This window comes from Streptomyces sp. HUAS ZL42 (assembly GCF_040782645.1).
Taxonomy (GTDB): Bacteria; Actinomycetota; Actinomycetes; order Streptomycetales; family Streptomycetaceae; genus Streptomyces.
In genome coordinates, this window is sequence record NZ_CP160403.1 from 8,291,174 (window position 1) to 8,306,242 (window position 15,069).

Genomic DNA, 15,069 nt, shown 5'->3' on the forward strand with positions numbered 1-15,069 from the left:
GCGGGGTGGCGATGGGGATGAGGCGGGATTAGTCAACTGGAGGCAAGTGTGCAGGGGGAGGCGGGCTGAGTGGCCGATTCTTTTCCGCAGGAGCGGCCCTCGCAACGGATCTTCCGTGCCGAGACGCTGCTCGTTCTGGGTCTTTCACTCGGTAAGAGCGGTGTGTCAGCCCTGATCAGTTTTGTCGGATCGGTCACCGAACCCGGGGGCCTGAAGGAGCAGGCGGCCACCCTCAACGCCTCGGCCGCGCCGGGTCGTCCCTGGCTGGATCTGGCCTGGCAGCTCTTCTGGATCGCCGCGGCGCTCGTGCCCGTCGCGCTCGTCGCGCACTTCCTGATGCGCGAGGGCGAGAGCCTGCGCACGCTCGGCTTCGACCGCACACGGCCCTGGCTCGACCTCGGCCGTGGAGCGGCGATCGCCGCGGTGATCGGCAGCACCGGAATCGCCTTCTACCTGGCCGCACGCGGGCTGGGTTTCAACCTGACGGTGGTGCCGGAGGCACTGCCGGAGGTGTGGTGGAAGTACCCGGTGCTGATCATGTCCGCACTGCAGAACGCCGTCCTCGAAGAGGTCATCGTCGTCGGTTATCTGCTGCGCCGGCTGGACCAGTTGGGCTGGACGCCCGGCAGCGCGCTGGTGGCCAGTTCCGTACTGCGTGGCTCTTACCACCTCTACCAGGGCATCGGCGGCTTCGTCGGCAACATGGCGATGGGCGTGGTGTTCGTCTTCCTCTACCGGCGCTGGGGCCGGGTCGGTCCCCTGGTGGTGGCGCATTCCCTGCTCGACATCGGGGCGTTCGTCGGGTATGCGCTGCTGGCGGGGAAGGTGGGGTGGCTGCCGACGGCGTGAGCCACCGGCAGCGTGCTCGCGCCATGAGCTAGGCCAGCAGCTCCCCCTCGATGACCGTCACCGCACGCCCGCTCAGCAGCGTGCGGTCGCCGCGCAGCTCGGTGCGGACCCGGCCGGAGCGGGGCGAGGCCTGCAGGCCGGTGAGGTCGGGGCGGCCGAGGCGCTCGGACCAGTACGGGGCGAGCGCGGTGTGGGCGCTGCCGGTGACCGGGTCCTCGTGGATGCCGACGTTCGGGAAGAAGCATCGGGAGACGAAGTCGTAGCCGCGGGCATGATCGTCGGCGCGGGCGGTGGCGATGATGCCGCGCTCCGAGTAGGCGCCGAGGGCCATGTGGTCGGGGCGCAGGGCGTGGACGGCCTTCTCGTCGGCGAGTTCCACGAGCAGGTCGCCGACGTTCCGGCCGGTGTCGAACGCGGTGAGCGGCTCGGCGCCGAGGGCAACGGCGACCCCCTCCGGGATCTCGACCGGCGTGAGCGGGGCGGTCGGGAAGTCCAGGGTGATCGAGCCGTCCTCGCGGGGCGTCGCGATGAGGACGCCGCTGCGGGTCGCGAACCGTACCGGGCCCTCGTGGGTGCCCGTGGAGTGCAGGACGTGGGCCGTGGCGAGGGTGGCGTGGCCGCACATGTTGACCTCGGTGGCGGGCGTGAACCAGCGCAGCGCCCAGTCGGCCTCGCCGCCCTCGGGGAGGCGGTGTGCGAACGCCGTCTCGGCGTGGTTGACCTCCAGGGCGACGTTCTGGAGCCAGGAGTCGTCCGGGAAGGCGTCGAGGAGCAGGACCCCGGCCGGGTTGCCGGCGAAGGGGCGGTCGGTGAACGCGTCGACGATTCGAATCCTCATGTCCGGGGACGCTAGAGGATCCGGGAAAACGCGGGCCAAGGCCAATCCGCGAGTCCTGGACCGGTTTCGGGTTCACCGTCCGGCGGGCGGGCATCGCTGCGACGGGCCGCCGGGAGCGGGCGCGGCTGGGGGATGTCCTTCCCGGTCGCCGTCGGCGCGCTCGTCGCGGCCGGTCGCCGGAGCGGCGGGCGGGTGTCGCCGTCGACGGCGTCGCGACGGACCGGCAGGGGTACTCCCTCGTACGGCGGCTGCGTCCGGCGCCGCCGGTACCGACGTGCGCCTCCCGGCGCGGTCCGAAGGGCGGTCGCTCGCGGCGAGGTGCGGACCGACTTCGGTCGTCCAGTGATTCTCGTCCGGCCTCATCGGGCGAGGCGGGGGGAGAAGCGAGGGGGAGGGGGCGCTGGACGACTTCGCAGCCGTCTCCTGCCCGGCCGCCGACCGGTTCGGGGCGGATGAACCTGGACGACGACTGATCCGATTCGGCGACGGGCTCAGTGAACGGAGAACCCGCCGTCGACGAAGATCGCCTGCCCGGTGACATAGCCGGAGGCGCGGCCGGCCAGGAACACCGCCGCTCCCATGAAGTCCTGGGGCAGGCCGTTGCGCCCGACCAGTGTGCGGGCGGCCAGGGCCGCCACCTTCTCCGGGTCGGACGACAACTGCGCGTTGAGCGGGGACGGGACGAAGCCGGGCACGAGCGTGTTGCAGGTGACGCCGTGCGGCGACCATGCCTCTGCCTGTGAGCGGGCCAGCGACTCCAGTGCCCCCTTGGAGACGCCATAGGCGCCGCTCCGGACGAACGCCCGGTGCGCCTGCTGGGAGGTGATGTGGATGATCCGCCCGAAGCCCCGCTCGGCCATGCCGGGCCCGAACCGCTGGCCCAGCAAGTAGGGCGCCTCGAGGTTCACCGCCATCGTGGCATCCCACACGTCTTCGCCCAGCTCGCTCATCGGCGGCCGCAGGTTGATCCCGGCGCTGTTGACGAGAATGTCGGGCTCGCCGAACACCCCGGCCGCCTCCTCCGCCGCCGCGCGCACGCCCTCGCGGGTGCTCAGGTCGGCGCTCACCCAGGCCGCCCGGCAGCCGTCGGCCACCAGCTCGTCGACCGTTTCGGCCAGCTCCGCCTCCCTGCGCGCCACGATCACGACGCTCGCCCCCGCTCGGGCGAGGGCCCCGGCGATGGCCCGGCCGATGCCGGAACTGCCGCCCGTCACAAGGGCGACCCGGCCTTCCAGTGAAAACAGTTCGGAGAGGTAGCTGTTCGAGGTCATTCCCGCACCCTAGACCGGGCGTTCGCGGCGACAGCGCCGGGGGCGGAACGCGACGGGACGGCCGCGCGGACCGTCGGCTGGGGGCTTGCCGTGCGAAGTGTTCCGATATATCGTTGACGCATCGCGACAGATCAACGATGGAATGGAGTGATTGCGATGCGTACCCACGGATTCGAGCGTGGACATCGGCAGGACGGCCCCTCCCGGCGAGGCCGGGGCGGCTTCGACGGACGGCGTGCGGCGTTCGGGCCCTTCGGGCCGGGTGGTCCCGGCTTCGGTCCCGGCGGCCCCGGCTTCGGACCGGGCTTCGGACCCGGGCCCTGGGGTGGCCGAGGGCGCGGGGGGCCGAGGGGCAGGGCGCGGCGGGGTGACGTACGGGCATCGATCCTGGCCCTGCTGAAGGACCGGCCCATGCACGGCTACGAGATGATCCAGGAGATCGCCGAGCGCAGTGGCGGGGCCTGGAAGCCCAGCCCCGGATCGGTGTACCCCACTCTCCAGTTGCTGGAGGACGAGGGGCTGATCAGCAGTGAGACCGAGGGCGGCAAGAAGCTGTTCTCCCTCACGGAGTCGGGCCGTGAGGCCGCCGACGAGGGTTCCGACGCACCCTGGGAGGAGGCCTCGCGCGGGGTCGACTGGGAGGCTCTGAGCGAGATCCGCCAGGCAGGCTTCGGTCTGATGGAGGCCTTCGGCCAGGTGTGGAAGACCGGCAGCAAGGAGCAGCGCGAGAAGGCGCTGGCCGTCATCAACGAGGCCCGCAAGAAGCTGTACCTGATCCTCGCCGACGAGGGATGAGCCGGCGACGGTCGGACGAACGACGACCGTACGGTGATCAAGGCGCCCCGTGGAGCGTTCCGCGGGGCGCCGTCGTCTGTGCGGCGGTCCTCAGGCCACCAGCCCGCCCAGCTTGCGCAGCGACTCGTTGAGCGCGGCCGTCGCCGAGTCCTTCAGTTTCCCCGCCATGAGCGAGACGGCCGCGCCCGTGAACTCGCCGTCGATGCGGACCGCCGTGGCGTCGCCGTCCGGGCTCAGCGTGTAGCGCGTGGCGACGGTCACCGCCATCGGGCCCTTGCCGCGGATCGCCAGCACCCGCGCCGGCTCCAGCTCCTCGACGGTCCACTCGACCTCCGCCGGGAAGCCCATCAGCTTCATGTTCTCCTGGAAGGTCGCGCCCACTTGGAGGCTCTCGGGGCCGCCCTCGGGGAAACTGGTGTGGGTCGCGTTCCACTCCCCGTACGCCGGCCAGTCCGTGAGCTGCGCCCAGACCTTCTCGGCCGGTGCCCCGATGCGTGCCTCCGCGCTGACTTCGGCCATGCGACCACCTCTTCGTGTCGGGCTACGGTGTCGCGGAACGTAGCCGCAGGGCCTGGAACATTCAATACTGATGAACCGTCAGGAATTGTGAGGACCGCCCGCCGGCCGCCGATGCAGCGGGGGAGGGACGTGATCTCATCCGTAAGGAGGAGATTCCGGCCGGCGCGGTCCACTCTGCGTGGGACGCGAAAATGCTTCGCCCCGGGGATGCGGCGATCGGCAGGGGCTGATGGGGTGGGGGATGTGCAACCCCGTATTCCCCGGCAGACGGCCGGCGACTCGACCGTCCCCGGCTTGGACAACGATGCCGGGCTCAGTGCCGAGCTGGCGGCGGTGGTCACCGCCGCCCGCCGCAGGGCGTTCCGGGACGGGGACCGCCACATCGACACCGCCCATCTGCTCCACTCACTCCTGGAGTACGACTCCGAGGCGTACGCCGCCCTCGACGACGGCGGCCCGCGGATCGCCCGGCTCCTCGGCTACCTCGTGCAGCGCAGCATCGGCTACGGACTGCGCTGGCAGGACGGTGTCGAGGACTCCGGCGGCCTGCCCGTGACGACGACGGCCGAAGGGTTCTCGCCCCTCGCCGCGGTCGCGATGGAGCAGGCCCGTGCACGCGCCGCACGCCGAAGCGGCACACGGGCCCGCGGCCTCGACCTGCTCGCGACGATCGTCGAGGACCCGCAGGCGCGGGCCGTCGAGGTGCTGGCGCGCGCCGGTATCGACACGAGCGACTTGCTCCCGCGCATCGAGCGAGGCCTGGAGGAGTACGCCGCCGGCGGCGAGGCCGGTCACTGACGACGGCCCGCCGTCCAATCGCTGAGACAGGTGTCATTGGGGGTGACGCTCATGACATGGCCTGTCATCATGGGCCGGTGCACACGTCTGAGAGCAGTCAGGGCAGCCGCGGCAAGGGTCTCGGGCTCGGTCTCGCGCTCGCGTCCGCCGTCGCATTCGGTGGATCCGGTGTCGCGGCCAAACCACTGATCGAGGCGGGACTCGACCCGCTGCACGTGGTGTGGCTGCGGGTGACGGGCGCGGCCCTGGTGATGCTGCCGCTCGCCGTGCGCCACCGCGCCCTGCTGTTCCGCCGTCCCGCGCTGCTCGCCGGGTTCGGCCTGCTCGCCGTGGCCGGCGTCCAGGCCTGCTACTTCGCCTCGATCTCCCGCATGCCGGTCGGTGTCGCCCTGCTCGTCGAGTACCTCGCGCCCGGCCTCGTCCTCGGCTGGGTGCGCTTCGTGCAGCGGCGGCCGGTGACGCGTGCCGCGGCGCTCGGTGTGGTTCTCGCGGTCGGCGGGCTCGCCTGTGTGGTCGAGGTCTGGTCCGGTCTGAGCGTCGACGCGCTGGGCCTGCTGCTCGCGCTCGGCGCCGCCTGCTGCCAGGTCGGCTACTTCGTCCTGTCCGACCAGGGCAGCGATTCCGGCGCGGACGCCCCTGACCCGCTGGGCGTCATCGCGTACGGACTGCTCATCGGCGCGGCCGTGCTGACCGTCGTGGCCCGTCCCTGGAGCATGGACCGGTCGGTGCTCACCGGCACCGCACACATGGACGGCGCCCCGGTCGCGGCCTGGCTGCTGTTGTCCTGGATCGTGCTCGTCGCCACGGTCGTCGCCTACGTCACCGGCGTGCTCTCCGTGCGGCGGCTTTCCCCGCAGGTCGCAGGCGTCGTCGCGTGCCTCGAAGCGGTCATCGCGACGGTCCTGGCCTGGGTCCTGCTCGGCGAGCACCTCTCGGTGCCGCAGATCGTGGGCGGTGCTGTCGTGCTGGTCGGCGCGTTCATCGCGCAGTCGTCCACGCCCGCGAAGGGATCGGCGGAGCCGGTGGCGGGCGGCGGCCCGGAAAGGGAGTTGTCCGCCCGCGGAACCGCCGCATAGGGTGACGATCATGCATTCGGACGCACTCGTTCTGCCCCCTCCGGCCGCCTGAGGCGGGCCCTCCGGTGAACCACGCCCGGCGCCTCGCCGGGCGGAACGGTGCTGCCCGCAGAAGAAGTCCACGGACCCCGCCGAACCGGGGTCCCCTTCCGAACTTCTGCATCTGCGGAGACAACTCGTGTCGAATGCTGCTTTCGGCCTGCCCGTCGGGCGAGGCCTGCTCTGTCTGATCGTCGCCGGCGCCGCCTGGGGCACGGCGGGCGCGGCCGCCTCGCTGGTCTACCGGGCCAGTGACATGGGGCCCGTCGCCCTGTCCTTCTGGCGCTGCGCAGCCGGGCTCGTGCTCCTTCTCGCAGCGCGTCTCCTGCGTCCGCGTGTGCGCCCCGCCGCACCCGGGCCGCTGGGCCGGCGTGGCGCGCTGCGCGCCGGTGTCACCGGCCTCGGGCTCGCGGTGTTCCAGACGGCCTACTTCGCGGCCGTCTCGGCCACCGGACTCGCCGTGGCCACTGTCGTCACCCTCGGCGCCGGACCCGTCCTCATCGCGCTGGGCGCCCGGCTGACCCTGGGGGAGCGGCTCGGCCGCGGCGGCCTGGCCGCCGTCGCGGGGGCGCTCGCCGGACTGGGTGTCCTCGTCCTCGGCGGCGGAGGCGCGTCCGTGCGATCCGGGGGCGTCCTGCTCGCCCTGCTGTCCGCCGCCGGGTACAGCGTGATGACGCTGCTCACCCGCCGGTGGGGTCGCGACGGAGCTACGGACTCCTCCCGCACCACCGTGTGGGCGTTCGCGGTCACCAGCCTCTGCCTGCTCCCGTTCGCCCTGGTCGACGGGCTGGTGCCGCACACCGCCGAACCCGGCCGCGTCGTATGGCTGCTGGCATACATCGCCGCCGTCCCCACGGCCCTCGCGTACGCCCTCTACTTCGCGGGCGCGGCCGCCGTACGGTCCGCCACGGTGTCCGTGATCATGCTCCTCGAGCCGGTGAGCGCGGCCGTGCTCGGCGTCGTCCTGCTCGGCGAAAGGCTCACGGCCGCGACGCTCATCGGCACCTCGCTGATGCTCGGTTCCGTCGCGGGGCTCGCGTTCGCGGAGGCGCGGGATACGGTGGCCGAGGAGCCGGTGCTCGTGTGACGGTTGACGGGGCCCTTCGTGAGAGCGGCCCCTCACTTCCGGCGCAGCAGGTGCTCGCGCGCCGCGCTGTCACCGGGACCGCTGCGTGCGGCCAGCGCGGCCGCGATCCGCTCCCGGACCTCGTCCGGCTTCTTGCCCGCGTACTTGAACTTCGCCCGTACGCCCGTCACTTCGAGGCGCAGCCCACGGATCCCCGGCAGCATCCGGCCGTACGGCACCTCGCCCACCGCCACCCGCGCGGAGCCGCCGTCGGGCTGGAAGTGGCCCATCTGGCGGTTCAGCAAGGCGGCCTTGTCATCCGGGTCGTCGACGACGTGGGCCGTGCACCGGAGCTGGACGGCCGCGTAGAAGCTCGTCGGCGCGCCGTGCTCGGAGGGGACGTCGGGCGGCGCCTGCCAGGGGCCGGGCACGAACACGTAGTCGTCGACGACGCTCAGCAGGACCTGGGGACTCGCCTCCAGCGCGGGCCACAGCGGGTTGGGGCGCGCGAGATGCGTGACCGCCTCGCCGCGCTCGGCGTCGTAGGCGAAGTGCAGGGGCTGGACGAGCGGCGGCTCTCCCGGCGGGCCGTTGACGGCGAGCTGCCCGAAGTCGTGGACAGCCAGCCACCGCTGCCACTCGGCGTCGTCGCGAGGCGCGTCCCAGGGGTGGACCAGCATCACCGCACCGCCAGATAGTCGGGGACTTCCGTGCCGGGGGCCAGGTGGCCGTCGGGGACCGGGGTGTCGTAGCCCTTGCGCAGCGGGACGACGCCGGCCCAGTGGGGGAGGGCGAGGTCCTCGGGTTCGTCGTTCACGCCGCCGGTGCGCAGCTTGGCCGACACCTCGTTCAGGTCGAGACGGATCACCGCGGTGGCCGCCAGTTCCTTCTTGTTGGCGGGGCGGGAGTCGGCGGCGCGGCCCGGTACGACGTGGTCGACGAGGGCGTCGAGGGCCGCCCGCTTCTCCTCGGGGTCCGTCACGTCGTGCGCGATGCCGTGCACCACCACGGAGCGGTAGTTGATCGAGTGGTGGAAGGCGGAGCGGGCCAGGATCAGCGCGTCGACATGGGTCACAGTGAGGCACACCGGGAGCCCCGGGTCGGCCTTGCCCGTCATCCGCAGCGGGCGCGAGCCCGTCGAGCCGTGGACGTAGAGCCGGTCGCCCACCCGGCCGTACAGCGTCGGCAGGACCACCGGCGCGCCGTCCCGGACGAAGCCGAGGTGGCAGACGTAGCCCTCGTCGAGTATCGCGTGCACCAGCTCCTTGTCGTACGAGGCCCGGTCGGGGGAGCGCGTGGGGACGGTGCGCTCGGTCGGGGCGTAGGCGGCGGGCGGCGTCGTCGTCTGCTGGGTCCCCTGCATGGCGCTCTCCATTGCACTAGTGCATAATCGGCTTTGTGCTAGGAGAGTATCGGATCGAAGGCCGGCGTGCAGCAGACATCTCGGCGAGCGTCGAGCGGGCGGTGGGGGCCGGTGAGCTGGCTCCGGGGCAACTGCTGCCGCCCATGAGGGAGTTGGCGGACCGGCTCGGGGTGAATCCGAACACCGTCGCGGCCGCCTATCGCACCCTGCGTGAACGCGGGGTCATCGAGACCGCGGGGCGCCGGGGCAGCCGGGTGCGGTCCAAGCCGGCCACGACGGGGCGTGAGCTCATCCGGGTGGACGTCCCCGAGGGGGTGCGGGACGTGGCGAGCGGCAACCCGGACGCGGCGCTGCTGCCCCCGCTGGCGCAGGCGTTCGCGGCGGCCGCCGAGCAGGGCGACCGGCAGCCCGTCCTCTACGGGGACGCCCCCGTGGAGCCGGAGCTGGTCCGCATGGCGCGGGCCGACCTGGACGCCGACGGGGTGCCGGACGGGCCCGTGGCGGTCGCCTCCGGCTCGCTGGACGCCGTCGAACGGGTTCTCGCCGTGCACCTCAGGCCCGGGGACACCGTCGCCGTCGAAGACCCCGGGTGGGGCAGTCTGCTCGACCTCGTCCCGGCGCTCGGCCTGCGCACGGTCCCCGTGGGGCTCGACGACGAAGGTCCGCTGCCCGACGACGTGCGTCGCGCGCTGGAGAGCGGCGCACGCGCCCTGATCGTCACCGACCGGGCGCAGAACCCGACCGGCGCCGCGGTGAGCGCCACGCGCGCGCGTGCCCTGCGGGCCGTGCTGCGGGAGCACCCGCGGACACTCCTCGTCGAGGACGACCACGGCCACCGGATCGTCGACCTGCCCCTGCATCCGCTCGCGGGTGTCACGCACAGCTGGGCCCTCGTCCGCTCGGTCGCCAAGGCGTACGGCCCCGACCTGCGGCTCGCCGTTCTCACCGGGGACGCCGTCACCCTCGACCGGGTCCGCGGGCGGCAGCGGCTCGGGCCGGGCTGGGTCAGCCGGATCACCCAGCGGGCGGTGGTACGGCTGTGGGCCGACGACGCGGTGGACCCGCGGGCGGTGGCCCAGGCGTACGGCGAACGGCGTGACGCGCTGATCGGTGCGCTCGCCGAGCGGGGGATCGCCGCGCACGGCCGCAGCGGCATGAACGTGTGGATCCCCGTCCCCGACGAGACCGGTGCCGTCGCCCGCCTGCTTCATGCCGGGTGGGCCGTCGCCCCCGGCGCCCGCTTCCGGATGAGCGCGCCGCCCGGCATCCGGATCACCGTCTCCACACTGACCGCGGCCGAGACCGGCCCCCTGGCGGACGCCGTGGCCTCCGCGGTGGGGCCGGCCCCGGTGCGCAGATTCGTGTAGTCGCGCCTACGACTTCGGCCGGGCCTGCGTCAGCGCCGCCCCGGCCAGCACGATGACCGCTCCGGCCGGAGTCGACCAGCTCAGGGACTCGCCGAGGATCGCGATGCCCGCGGCCGTCGCGATGACCGGAATGAAGTACGTGACCATCTGGGCGGTCGTGGGCCCGACCTCGGCGACGATGCCGTACTGGATGAGCATCGCGAAACCGGTGCCGAGGACGCCCAGCGCCACGACCGCGAGCAGGGGCAGGACCGGGAAACGCGTCGGCATGGTCGTGAACAGCGGGGTGACGACGGCCAGTTGGAGCGTGGCGAGCAGCAGCTGGGCGCCGGTCAAGGACAGGTGGGAGTGGCTGGAGCCGGCCAGAGTGCGGCGGACGTAGATCCAGCCGATCGGGTAGCTGAGAGAGGCCAGCAGGGCCATCGCCGTGCCGCCGGCGTCCAGGCCGGAGAAGCCCTGCCAGGCGCCGAGCACCGTCAGGACACCGAGGAAGCCGAGACCGAGACCGGCGACCCTCACGCGCGTGGGCCGGTCCTCGGAGAGGGCCACCAGGGAGAGGGCCATGCCCCACAGTGGCGAGGTCGCGTTGCAGATGCCCGCGAGCGTGGACGGGATCGTCAGCTCCGAGTATGCGAAGAGCGAGAACGGCAGGGCGTTGAGGAAGAAGGCGGCGACCGTCAGATGCAGCCACGTGCGCGTGCCGCGCGGCATCCGTTCCCGCTTGACGGCCATCGCCGCGGCGAGCACCGCCGTGCCGAACGCCAGTCTGCCGAGCGTGACCTGGAAGGGCGCGTACCCCTCGGTGCCGACCTTGATGAGCAGGAAGCTGAAGCCCCAGACGAGGGCGAGAGCGCCGAAGCGCAGCCGCCAGTCGAGAGCGGGTCGGGGGCGGGAGGTGGTCGCGACGGGGGTCCGGGAAGTGGTGACGGCGGTCATGGACGCAACGATGCTCGAGATGATCTCGTAGCACAAGCGAGAATTTCCGCCCGGTATCTCGTAGCATTGCTTACATGTTGAATCTGGAGCGCCTGCGAACCCTCGACGCCCTCGCCCGACACGGCTCGGTCAGCGGCGCCGCCGAGGGGCTGCACATCACGACCTCGGCCGTCTCGCAGCAGATGTCCAAGCTGGAGCGGGAGGTCGGCCAGCAACTCCTCGCCAAGAACGGCCGGGGCGTACGCCTCACCGACGCGGGCCGGCTGCTCGCCGAACACGCGGCGCGCATCCTCTCGCAGGTAGAGCTCGCCCAGTCCGATCTGGAGGCCCAGCGCGGGCAGGTGGTCGGTGAGCTGCGGCTGGCCGCGTTCCCCACCGCGATGCGCGGTCTGTTCCCGGCGGCCCTCACCGCACTGCGGACGGAGCATCCGGCGCTGCGCTTGCGGTCCCGTGAGCTGGAGCCGGAGGGCGGGGTCAACGCCGTGCTCCGGGGCGACGCCGACCTGGCCGTCGTCCTCGACTGGTACAACAAGCCGCTGCCGATGCCGGACGGGCTCGCCAAGGCGGCGATCCTCGACGACCCGGTGGAGATCGCGATGGCCGAGGCTCACGCGCTTGCCGGTCGCGACGAGGTCGACCTGGAGGACTTCGCGGGGGACGAGTGGGTGGCCTGGCCCGAGGGTGAGTTCTGCCACGAGTGGCTGCTCTACACGCTGCGCAGCAAGGGCATCGAGCCCCGCATCGCGCACTGCGCCGAGGAGCACCACACCCAGCTCGCCCTGGTCGCCGCCGGGCTGGGGGTGTGCGTGGCGCCCCGCCTCGGCCGCGACCCGATGCCGCCGGGGGTGCGGGCCGTGCCGGTGCGCCACCGGGTGCACCGGTACGTCTACGCCGTGTGGCGCGCGGACGCCGACCGCCGCCCGTCGATCCGGGCGGCGGTCGAGGCGCTGCAGGCGACGGCCGGGATGCTCGGCTGAGCTACGCCGACCCGAGCTTCCGGAAGTCCCAGGAGACGATCTTCTCCGGGGTCAGCCGTATCCAGGCGTGCCGGCCGTCGTGCGGCATCTCCTCCAGGTTGAAGTTCTTGCGGGCGAACAGCGTCTCCGGGACGTCGAGTTCGGCGCACAGCTCCCCGGTGCGCGGGCTCTCGCCGACGAACTCCACGGTCCCCGACAGCTCGACGCCGCGCAGCTCGTCGTACTCCTCGCCCGTGTCGACCACGATCGCCACCCGCTGATCGCGGCGAAGGTCGACGTAGCGCTTGCTGCGCACCACCGAGTACAGCCACATCGAGTTGCCGTCCCACGCGAACCACAGCGTGCTCACGTGCGGGGCGCCGTCCACCGACACGGTGGCGACCCGGCAGGTGCGCTGACTGGTCAGGAACTCGTCCAGCTCACCCGGTGTCATCATGATCTTCCGGCCCCGGCGCTGAGTGACGGTCATGCGGCCCCCTTCTTCTCCCACGTCGTGTCAGAGGAGGGAGATCCTCTGACATCACGTCAGAAAAGAATGGGTGGTCTTCCGTCCACGCGCAATGGTGGCTAGTCTCACCCGCCCGAACCGTCGGCGACCAGGGGGCGCCATGCCGTCGTACGAGCAGCTCCGCGAGCTTCTCGACCCCGCGAGCACCGTGCTGCTGACCGTGGAGTGCCAGCAGGGCGTCGTCGGCCCCGACGGCGCCCTGCCGGAGCTCGCCCGGGAGGCGCGCTCCTCGGGCGCCCTCGTCAACATCGCCCGGCTGGTCGCCGCCGCCCACGACAGCGGGATCCAGGTGATCCACGCCGTCGCCGAGCGCCGCCCCGACGGGCGCGGCGCCAACCGCAACGCCAGGCTGTTCCGCGCCGCCGAACGGCTGCCCGTCCAGCAACTCGCCGGCACCACCGCGGTGCGCGTCGCGGCACCGATCGAGGTCGCCGAGGAGGACTTCGTCGTACGACGCCTGCACGGTCTGTCGCCCGTCCAGGGCACCGACATCGACGCGCTGCTGCGCAACCTGGGCTGCCGCACACTGATCGTCACCGGCGTCTCGGCCAACGTGGCGATCCCCAACGCCGTCTTCGACGCCGTGAACCGCGGCTACACCGCCGTCGTGCCCCGGGACGCCATCGCGGGGGTGCCCTCGGACTACACCCCCGCGATGATCCGCCACACCCTCGCGTTGGTCGCCACGGTCGCGACCACGGACGAGGTGCTGGCCTGCTTCAAGCGTCCGCGCGGAAGCGTCAGGCCAGCGTGATGGAGTCGCCGCTGACGGTGATCTTCACCTCGGGCAGCGCCTTGGTCGCGGGGCCGCTCTTGACGCTGCCGTCCGTGATCGAGAAGTTGCTCTGGTGACAGGGGCAGTTGATCAGGCCGTCGGCGATGCTCTTCACCGCACACCCCTGGTGGGTGCAGGTGGCCGAGAACGCCTTGAACTCGCCGGCCGTCGGCTGCGTGACGACCACCTTCTCGGACTCGAACACCTTGCCACCGCCCTCCGGGATCTCGGCGGTGGTCGTGAGCGCGGCACCGGCGCCGACGTCGCCGCCGCTCGAACCGCCCGTGCTCGCCGCCTCGCTGCCGCCGGAGGACGGGGTGGAGCCGGAGTCGACGGAAGAGCTCGAGGAGTCGTCGCCGGAGCTTCCGCACGCGGTCAGCGCGACGGCGAGCCCCGCGGCTCCGGCGGCCGCCACGACGGTACGACGGGCAGGTCCCGATGCGGGCTTGAACGATGCGCTGGTCATGCGAGTTTCCCTTCAGGGGAGGTTGCGTGATCTGTTGAGAGGTACGGACCACGGGTCCGCGCTGTTCAGACGGTGTCGAGATCTAAACCTGTTACAGGTGATGCGTGGGTAAAACGAAGCTGTCGGTGTGCTGTCGTGTGGTCCGCCGCCACTCCACGGAGCGTCGCACCCCGCCCGGCAACTCCCCAGTAACCTGGGGCGATGCTCAAGGAAGTCATCGCGACCCGCTACATCACGCCCCTGCGTGAGGGCGGCTCCCTGCCGGGACTCGTCGAGGCCGACGACTTCGGGACGTACGTCATGAAGTTCACCGGCGCGGGACAGGGCCGCAAGACGCTCGTCGCCGAGGTCGTCTGCGGGGAACTCGCCCGCCGGCTGGGCTTCCGGGTGCCGGGCCTGGTGACGATCGAACTCGACTCCGTGCTGGGTCTCGGCGAACCCGACCAGCAGGTGCAGGAGCTGCTCAGGTCCAGCGCCGGCACCAACCTCGGCATGGACTTCCTGTCCGGCGCCCTCGGCTTCGACCCCCTCGCCTTCGCGGTGGACCCCGAGGAGGCCGGGCGGATCGTCTGGTTCGACGCGCTCGTCAACAACGTCGACCGGTCCTGGCGCAACCCCAACCTGCTGAGATGGCGGGGCGAGCTGTGGCTCATCGACCACGGCGCGACGATGATCTGGCACCACAACTGGCCGGGCGCACAGGCCTCGGCCGCCCGCCCGTACGACGCCTCCGAGCACGCGCTCGCGCCCTTCCGGCCGGATGTCGCGACCGCCGCGGCGGAGTTGGCACCCCTCGTCACCGAAGACCTCCTCGCCGAGGTCACCGCGGAGATCCCGGACGTCTGGCTGGCCGACGAGCACGGCTTCCAGACGCCGGACGACCTCCGCCGCGCCTACGCGGCGCCCCTTCTCGCGCGCGCCGCCGTCATCCACGACCGAATCAAGGGGGCCAGGTGAGCGACCGCCACATCATCAGGGCAGGCCAGGGCGGCGACCGGGACGTCTTCGAGTACGCCGTGCTGCGCGTCGTACCGCGTATCGAGCGCGGTGAGTGCATCAACGCGGGGGTACTCGTGTACTGCCGCGCCAAGGCGTACGTCGGCGCGCGCACGCACCTCGACGAGGCGAGACTGCTGGCCCTCGACGCGGACGCGGACGTGGCCGGTGTACGGGCCGCGCTGCGGGCCGTCGAGGGTGTGTGCGGCGGAGGCGCCGCGGCGGGGCAGGCGGCGCAGGACGACGCCGGCCGGCGTTTCCGCTGGCTGATCGCGCCCCGCTCGACGGTCGTCCAGCCGGGGCCGGTGCACACCGGACTCACCACCGATCCGGGGGCCGAGACACAGCGGTTGCTCGACCTCCTCGTGAGGTAATGGATCACACCCTCCACGTGTGGCGTTGACACCGCGTGCCAGGGCTTCTAGCGTCA

The 15,069-nt window shown here is 72.2% G+C and carries 18 protein-coding genes; 10 read left to right on the top strand and 8 right to left on the bottom strand.

What is annotated here, in order from left to right; translation table 11 throughout:
• The first annotated feature begins 69 nt into the window (after window positions 1–69).
• On the top strand, window positions 70–849 hold the full coding sequence (locus ABZO29_RS37750; protein WP_367324681.1) for a CPBP family intramembrane glutamic endopeptidase: 780 nt from the start codon (window positions 70–72) through the stop codon (window positions 847–849).
• Between the two features lie 28 nt (window positions 850–877).
• Here the strand turns inward: ABZO29_RS37750 and ABZO29_RS37755 are convergent, their stop codons facing one another.
• Both ABZO29_RS37755 and ABZO29_RS37760 read right to left on the bottom strand, forming a co-directional pair.
• Complete coding sequence (locus tag ABZO29_RS37755; RefSeq protein WP_367324682.1) at window positions 878–1,687, bottom strand: PhzF family phenazine biosynthesis protein; 810 nt, start codon at window positions 1,685–1,687, stop codon at window positions 878–880.
• A 491-nt stretch (window positions 1,688–2,178) separates the two neighbouring features.
• On the bottom strand, window positions 2,179–2,958 hold the full coding sequence (locus ABZO29_RS37760; RefSeq protein ID WP_367324683.1) for an SDR family NAD(P)-dependent oxidoreductase: 780 nt from the start codon (window positions 2,956–2,958) through the stop codon (window positions 2,179–2,181).
• A gap of 156 nt (window positions 2,959–3,114) precedes the next feature.
• Here ABZO29_RS37760 and ABZO29_RS37765 point away from each other — a divergent pair, with 156 nt between their 5' ends.
• Complete coding sequence (locus tag ABZO29_RS37765; protein ID WP_367324684.1) at window positions 3,115–3,753, top strand: PadR family transcriptional regulator; 639 nt, start codon at window positions 3,115–3,117, stop codon at window positions 3,751–3,753.
• A 90-nt stretch (window positions 3,754–3,843) separates the two neighbouring features.
• Here the strand turns inward: ABZO29_RS37765 and ABZO29_RS37770 are convergent, their stop codons facing one another.
• On the bottom strand, window positions 3,844–4,272 hold the full coding sequence (locus ABZO29_RS37770) for an SRPBCC family protein (RefSeq protein ID WP_367324685.1): 429 nt from the start codon (window positions 4,270–4,272) through the stop codon (window positions 3,844–3,846).
• A gap of 243 nt (window positions 4,273–4,515) precedes the next feature.
• Here ABZO29_RS37770 and ABZO29_RS37775 point away from each other — a divergent pair, with 243 nt between their 5' ends.
• The 3 genes from ABZO29_RS37775 (at window position 4,516) to ABZO29_RS37785 (ending at window position 7,272) form a co-directional block, all read left to right on the top strand.
• The gene (locus tag ABZO29_RS37775; RefSeq protein ID WP_367324686.1) at window positions 4,516–5,070 is read left to right on the top strand and encodes a Clp protease N-terminal domain-containing protein; all 555 of its coding nucleotides are present in this window, start codon (window positions 4,516–4,518) and stop codon (window positions 5,068–5,070) included.
• 56 nt (window positions 5,071–5,126) lie between these two features.
• Window positions 5,127–6,146: a DMT family transporter gene (locus ABZO29_RS37780; RefSeq protein WP_367324687.1), complete on the top strand. Its 1,020-nt coding sequence runs from the start codon at window positions 5,127–5,129 to the stop codon at window positions 6,144–6,146.
• Window positions 6,147–6,324: 178 nt separating this feature from the next.
• Window positions 6,325–7,272 carry a DMT family transporter gene (locus tag ABZO29_RS37785; RefSeq protein ID WP_367324688.1) on the top strand — a complete coding sequence of 316 codons (948 nt, stop codon included), beginning with the start codon at window positions 6,325–6,327 and terminating at the stop codon, window positions 7,270–7,272.
• A gap of 32 nt (window positions 7,273–7,304) precedes the next feature.
• On the opposite strand, the gene ABZO29_RS37790 is transcribed toward ABZO29_RS37785, so the two are convergent.
• Together ABZO29_RS37790 and ABZO29_RS37795 are read right to left on the bottom strand one after the other, a co-directional pair.
• Entirely contained in the window at window positions 7,305–7,931 is a 627-nt protein-coding gene (locus ABZO29_RS37790) for an FMN-binding negative transcriptional regulator (protein ID WP_367324689.1), read from the bottom strand.
• Window positions 7,931–8,614 carry a pyridoxamine 5'-phosphate oxidase family protein gene (locus tag ABZO29_RS37795; protein ID WP_367324690.1) on the bottom strand — a complete coding sequence of 228 codons (684 nt, stop codon included), beginning with the start codon at window positions 8,612–8,614 and terminating at the stop codon, window positions 7,931–7,933. The genes ABZO29_RS37790 and ABZO29_RS37795 overlap by 1 nt, the downstream gene beginning before the upstream one ends.
• 35 nt (window positions 8,615–8,649) lie before the next feature.
• Here ABZO29_RS37795 and ABZO29_RS37800 point away from each other — a divergent pair, with 35 nt between their 5' ends.
• A complete protein-coding gene (locus tag ABZO29_RS37800; protein ID WP_367324691.1) occupies window positions 8,650–9,981 on the top strand; it encodes an aminotransferase class I/II-fold pyridoxal phosphate-dependent enzyme in 1,332 nt (443 codons plus the stop codon).
• A gap of 6 nt (window positions 9,982–9,987) precedes the next feature.
• Here the strand turns inward: ABZO29_RS37800 and ABZO29_RS37805 are convergent, their stop codons facing one another.
• Entirely contained in the window at window positions 9,988–10,917 is a 930-nt protein-coding gene (locus ABZO29_RS37805; protein WP_367324692.1) for a DMT family transporter, read from the bottom strand.
• Window positions 10,918–10,991: 74 nt separating this feature from the next.
• On the opposite strand from ABZO29_RS37805, the gene ABZO29_RS37810 reads away from it, so the two are divergent.
• On the top strand, window positions 10,992–11,894 hold the full coding sequence (locus ABZO29_RS37810; protein WP_367324693.1) for a LysR family transcriptional regulator: 903 nt from the start codon (window positions 10,992–10,994) through the stop codon (window positions 11,892–11,894).
• A 1-nt stretch (window position 11,895) separates the two neighbouring features.
• Here the strand turns inward: ABZO29_RS37810 and ABZO29_RS37815 are convergent, their stop codons facing one another.
• On the bottom strand, window positions 11,896–12,363 hold the full coding sequence (locus ABZO29_RS37815) for a pyridoxamine 5'-phosphate oxidase family protein (protein WP_367324694.1): 468 nt from the start codon (window positions 12,361–12,363) through the stop codon (window positions 11,896–11,898).
• 139 nt (window positions 12,364–12,502) lie between these two features.
• Here ABZO29_RS37815 and ABZO29_RS37820 point away from each other — a divergent pair, with 139 nt between their 5' ends.
• Window positions 12,503–13,156, top strand: coding sequence for a cysteine hydrolase (locus ABZO29_RS37820; protein WP_367324695.1), 654 nt, complete (start codon window positions 12,503–12,505; stop codon window positions 13,154–13,156).
• Here ABZO29_RS37820 and ABZO29_RS37825 read toward each other — a convergent pair.
• The gene (locus tag ABZO29_RS37825) at window positions 13,143–13,643 is read right to left on the bottom strand and encodes a Rieske (2Fe-2S) protein (RefSeq protein ID WP_367324696.1); all 501 of its coding nucleotides are present in this window, start codon (window positions 13,641–13,643) and stop codon (window positions 13,143–13,145) included. The genes ABZO29_RS37820 and ABZO29_RS37825 overlap by 14 nt on opposite strands.
• 201 nt (window positions 13,644–13,844) lie before the next feature.
• Between ABZO29_RS37825 and ABZO29_RS37830 the strand changes: the two genes are divergently transcribed.
• Window positions 13,845–14,600 (top strand): HipA family kinase, encoded by a 756-nt coding sequence (locus ABZO29_RS37830; RefSeq protein ID WP_367324697.1) that lies wholly within the window; start codon window positions 13,845–13,847, stop codon window positions 14,598–14,600.
• Window positions 14,597–15,013, top strand: a complete 417-nt coding sequence (locus tag ABZO29_RS37835; RefSeq protein ID WP_367324698.1) for a DUF3037 domain-containing protein — start codon at window positions 14,597–14,599, stop codon at window positions 15,011–15,013. The genes ABZO29_RS37830 and ABZO29_RS37835 overlap by 4 nt, the downstream gene beginning before the upstream one ends.
• The last annotated feature ends 56 nt before the right edge of the window (window positions 15,014–15,069 follow it).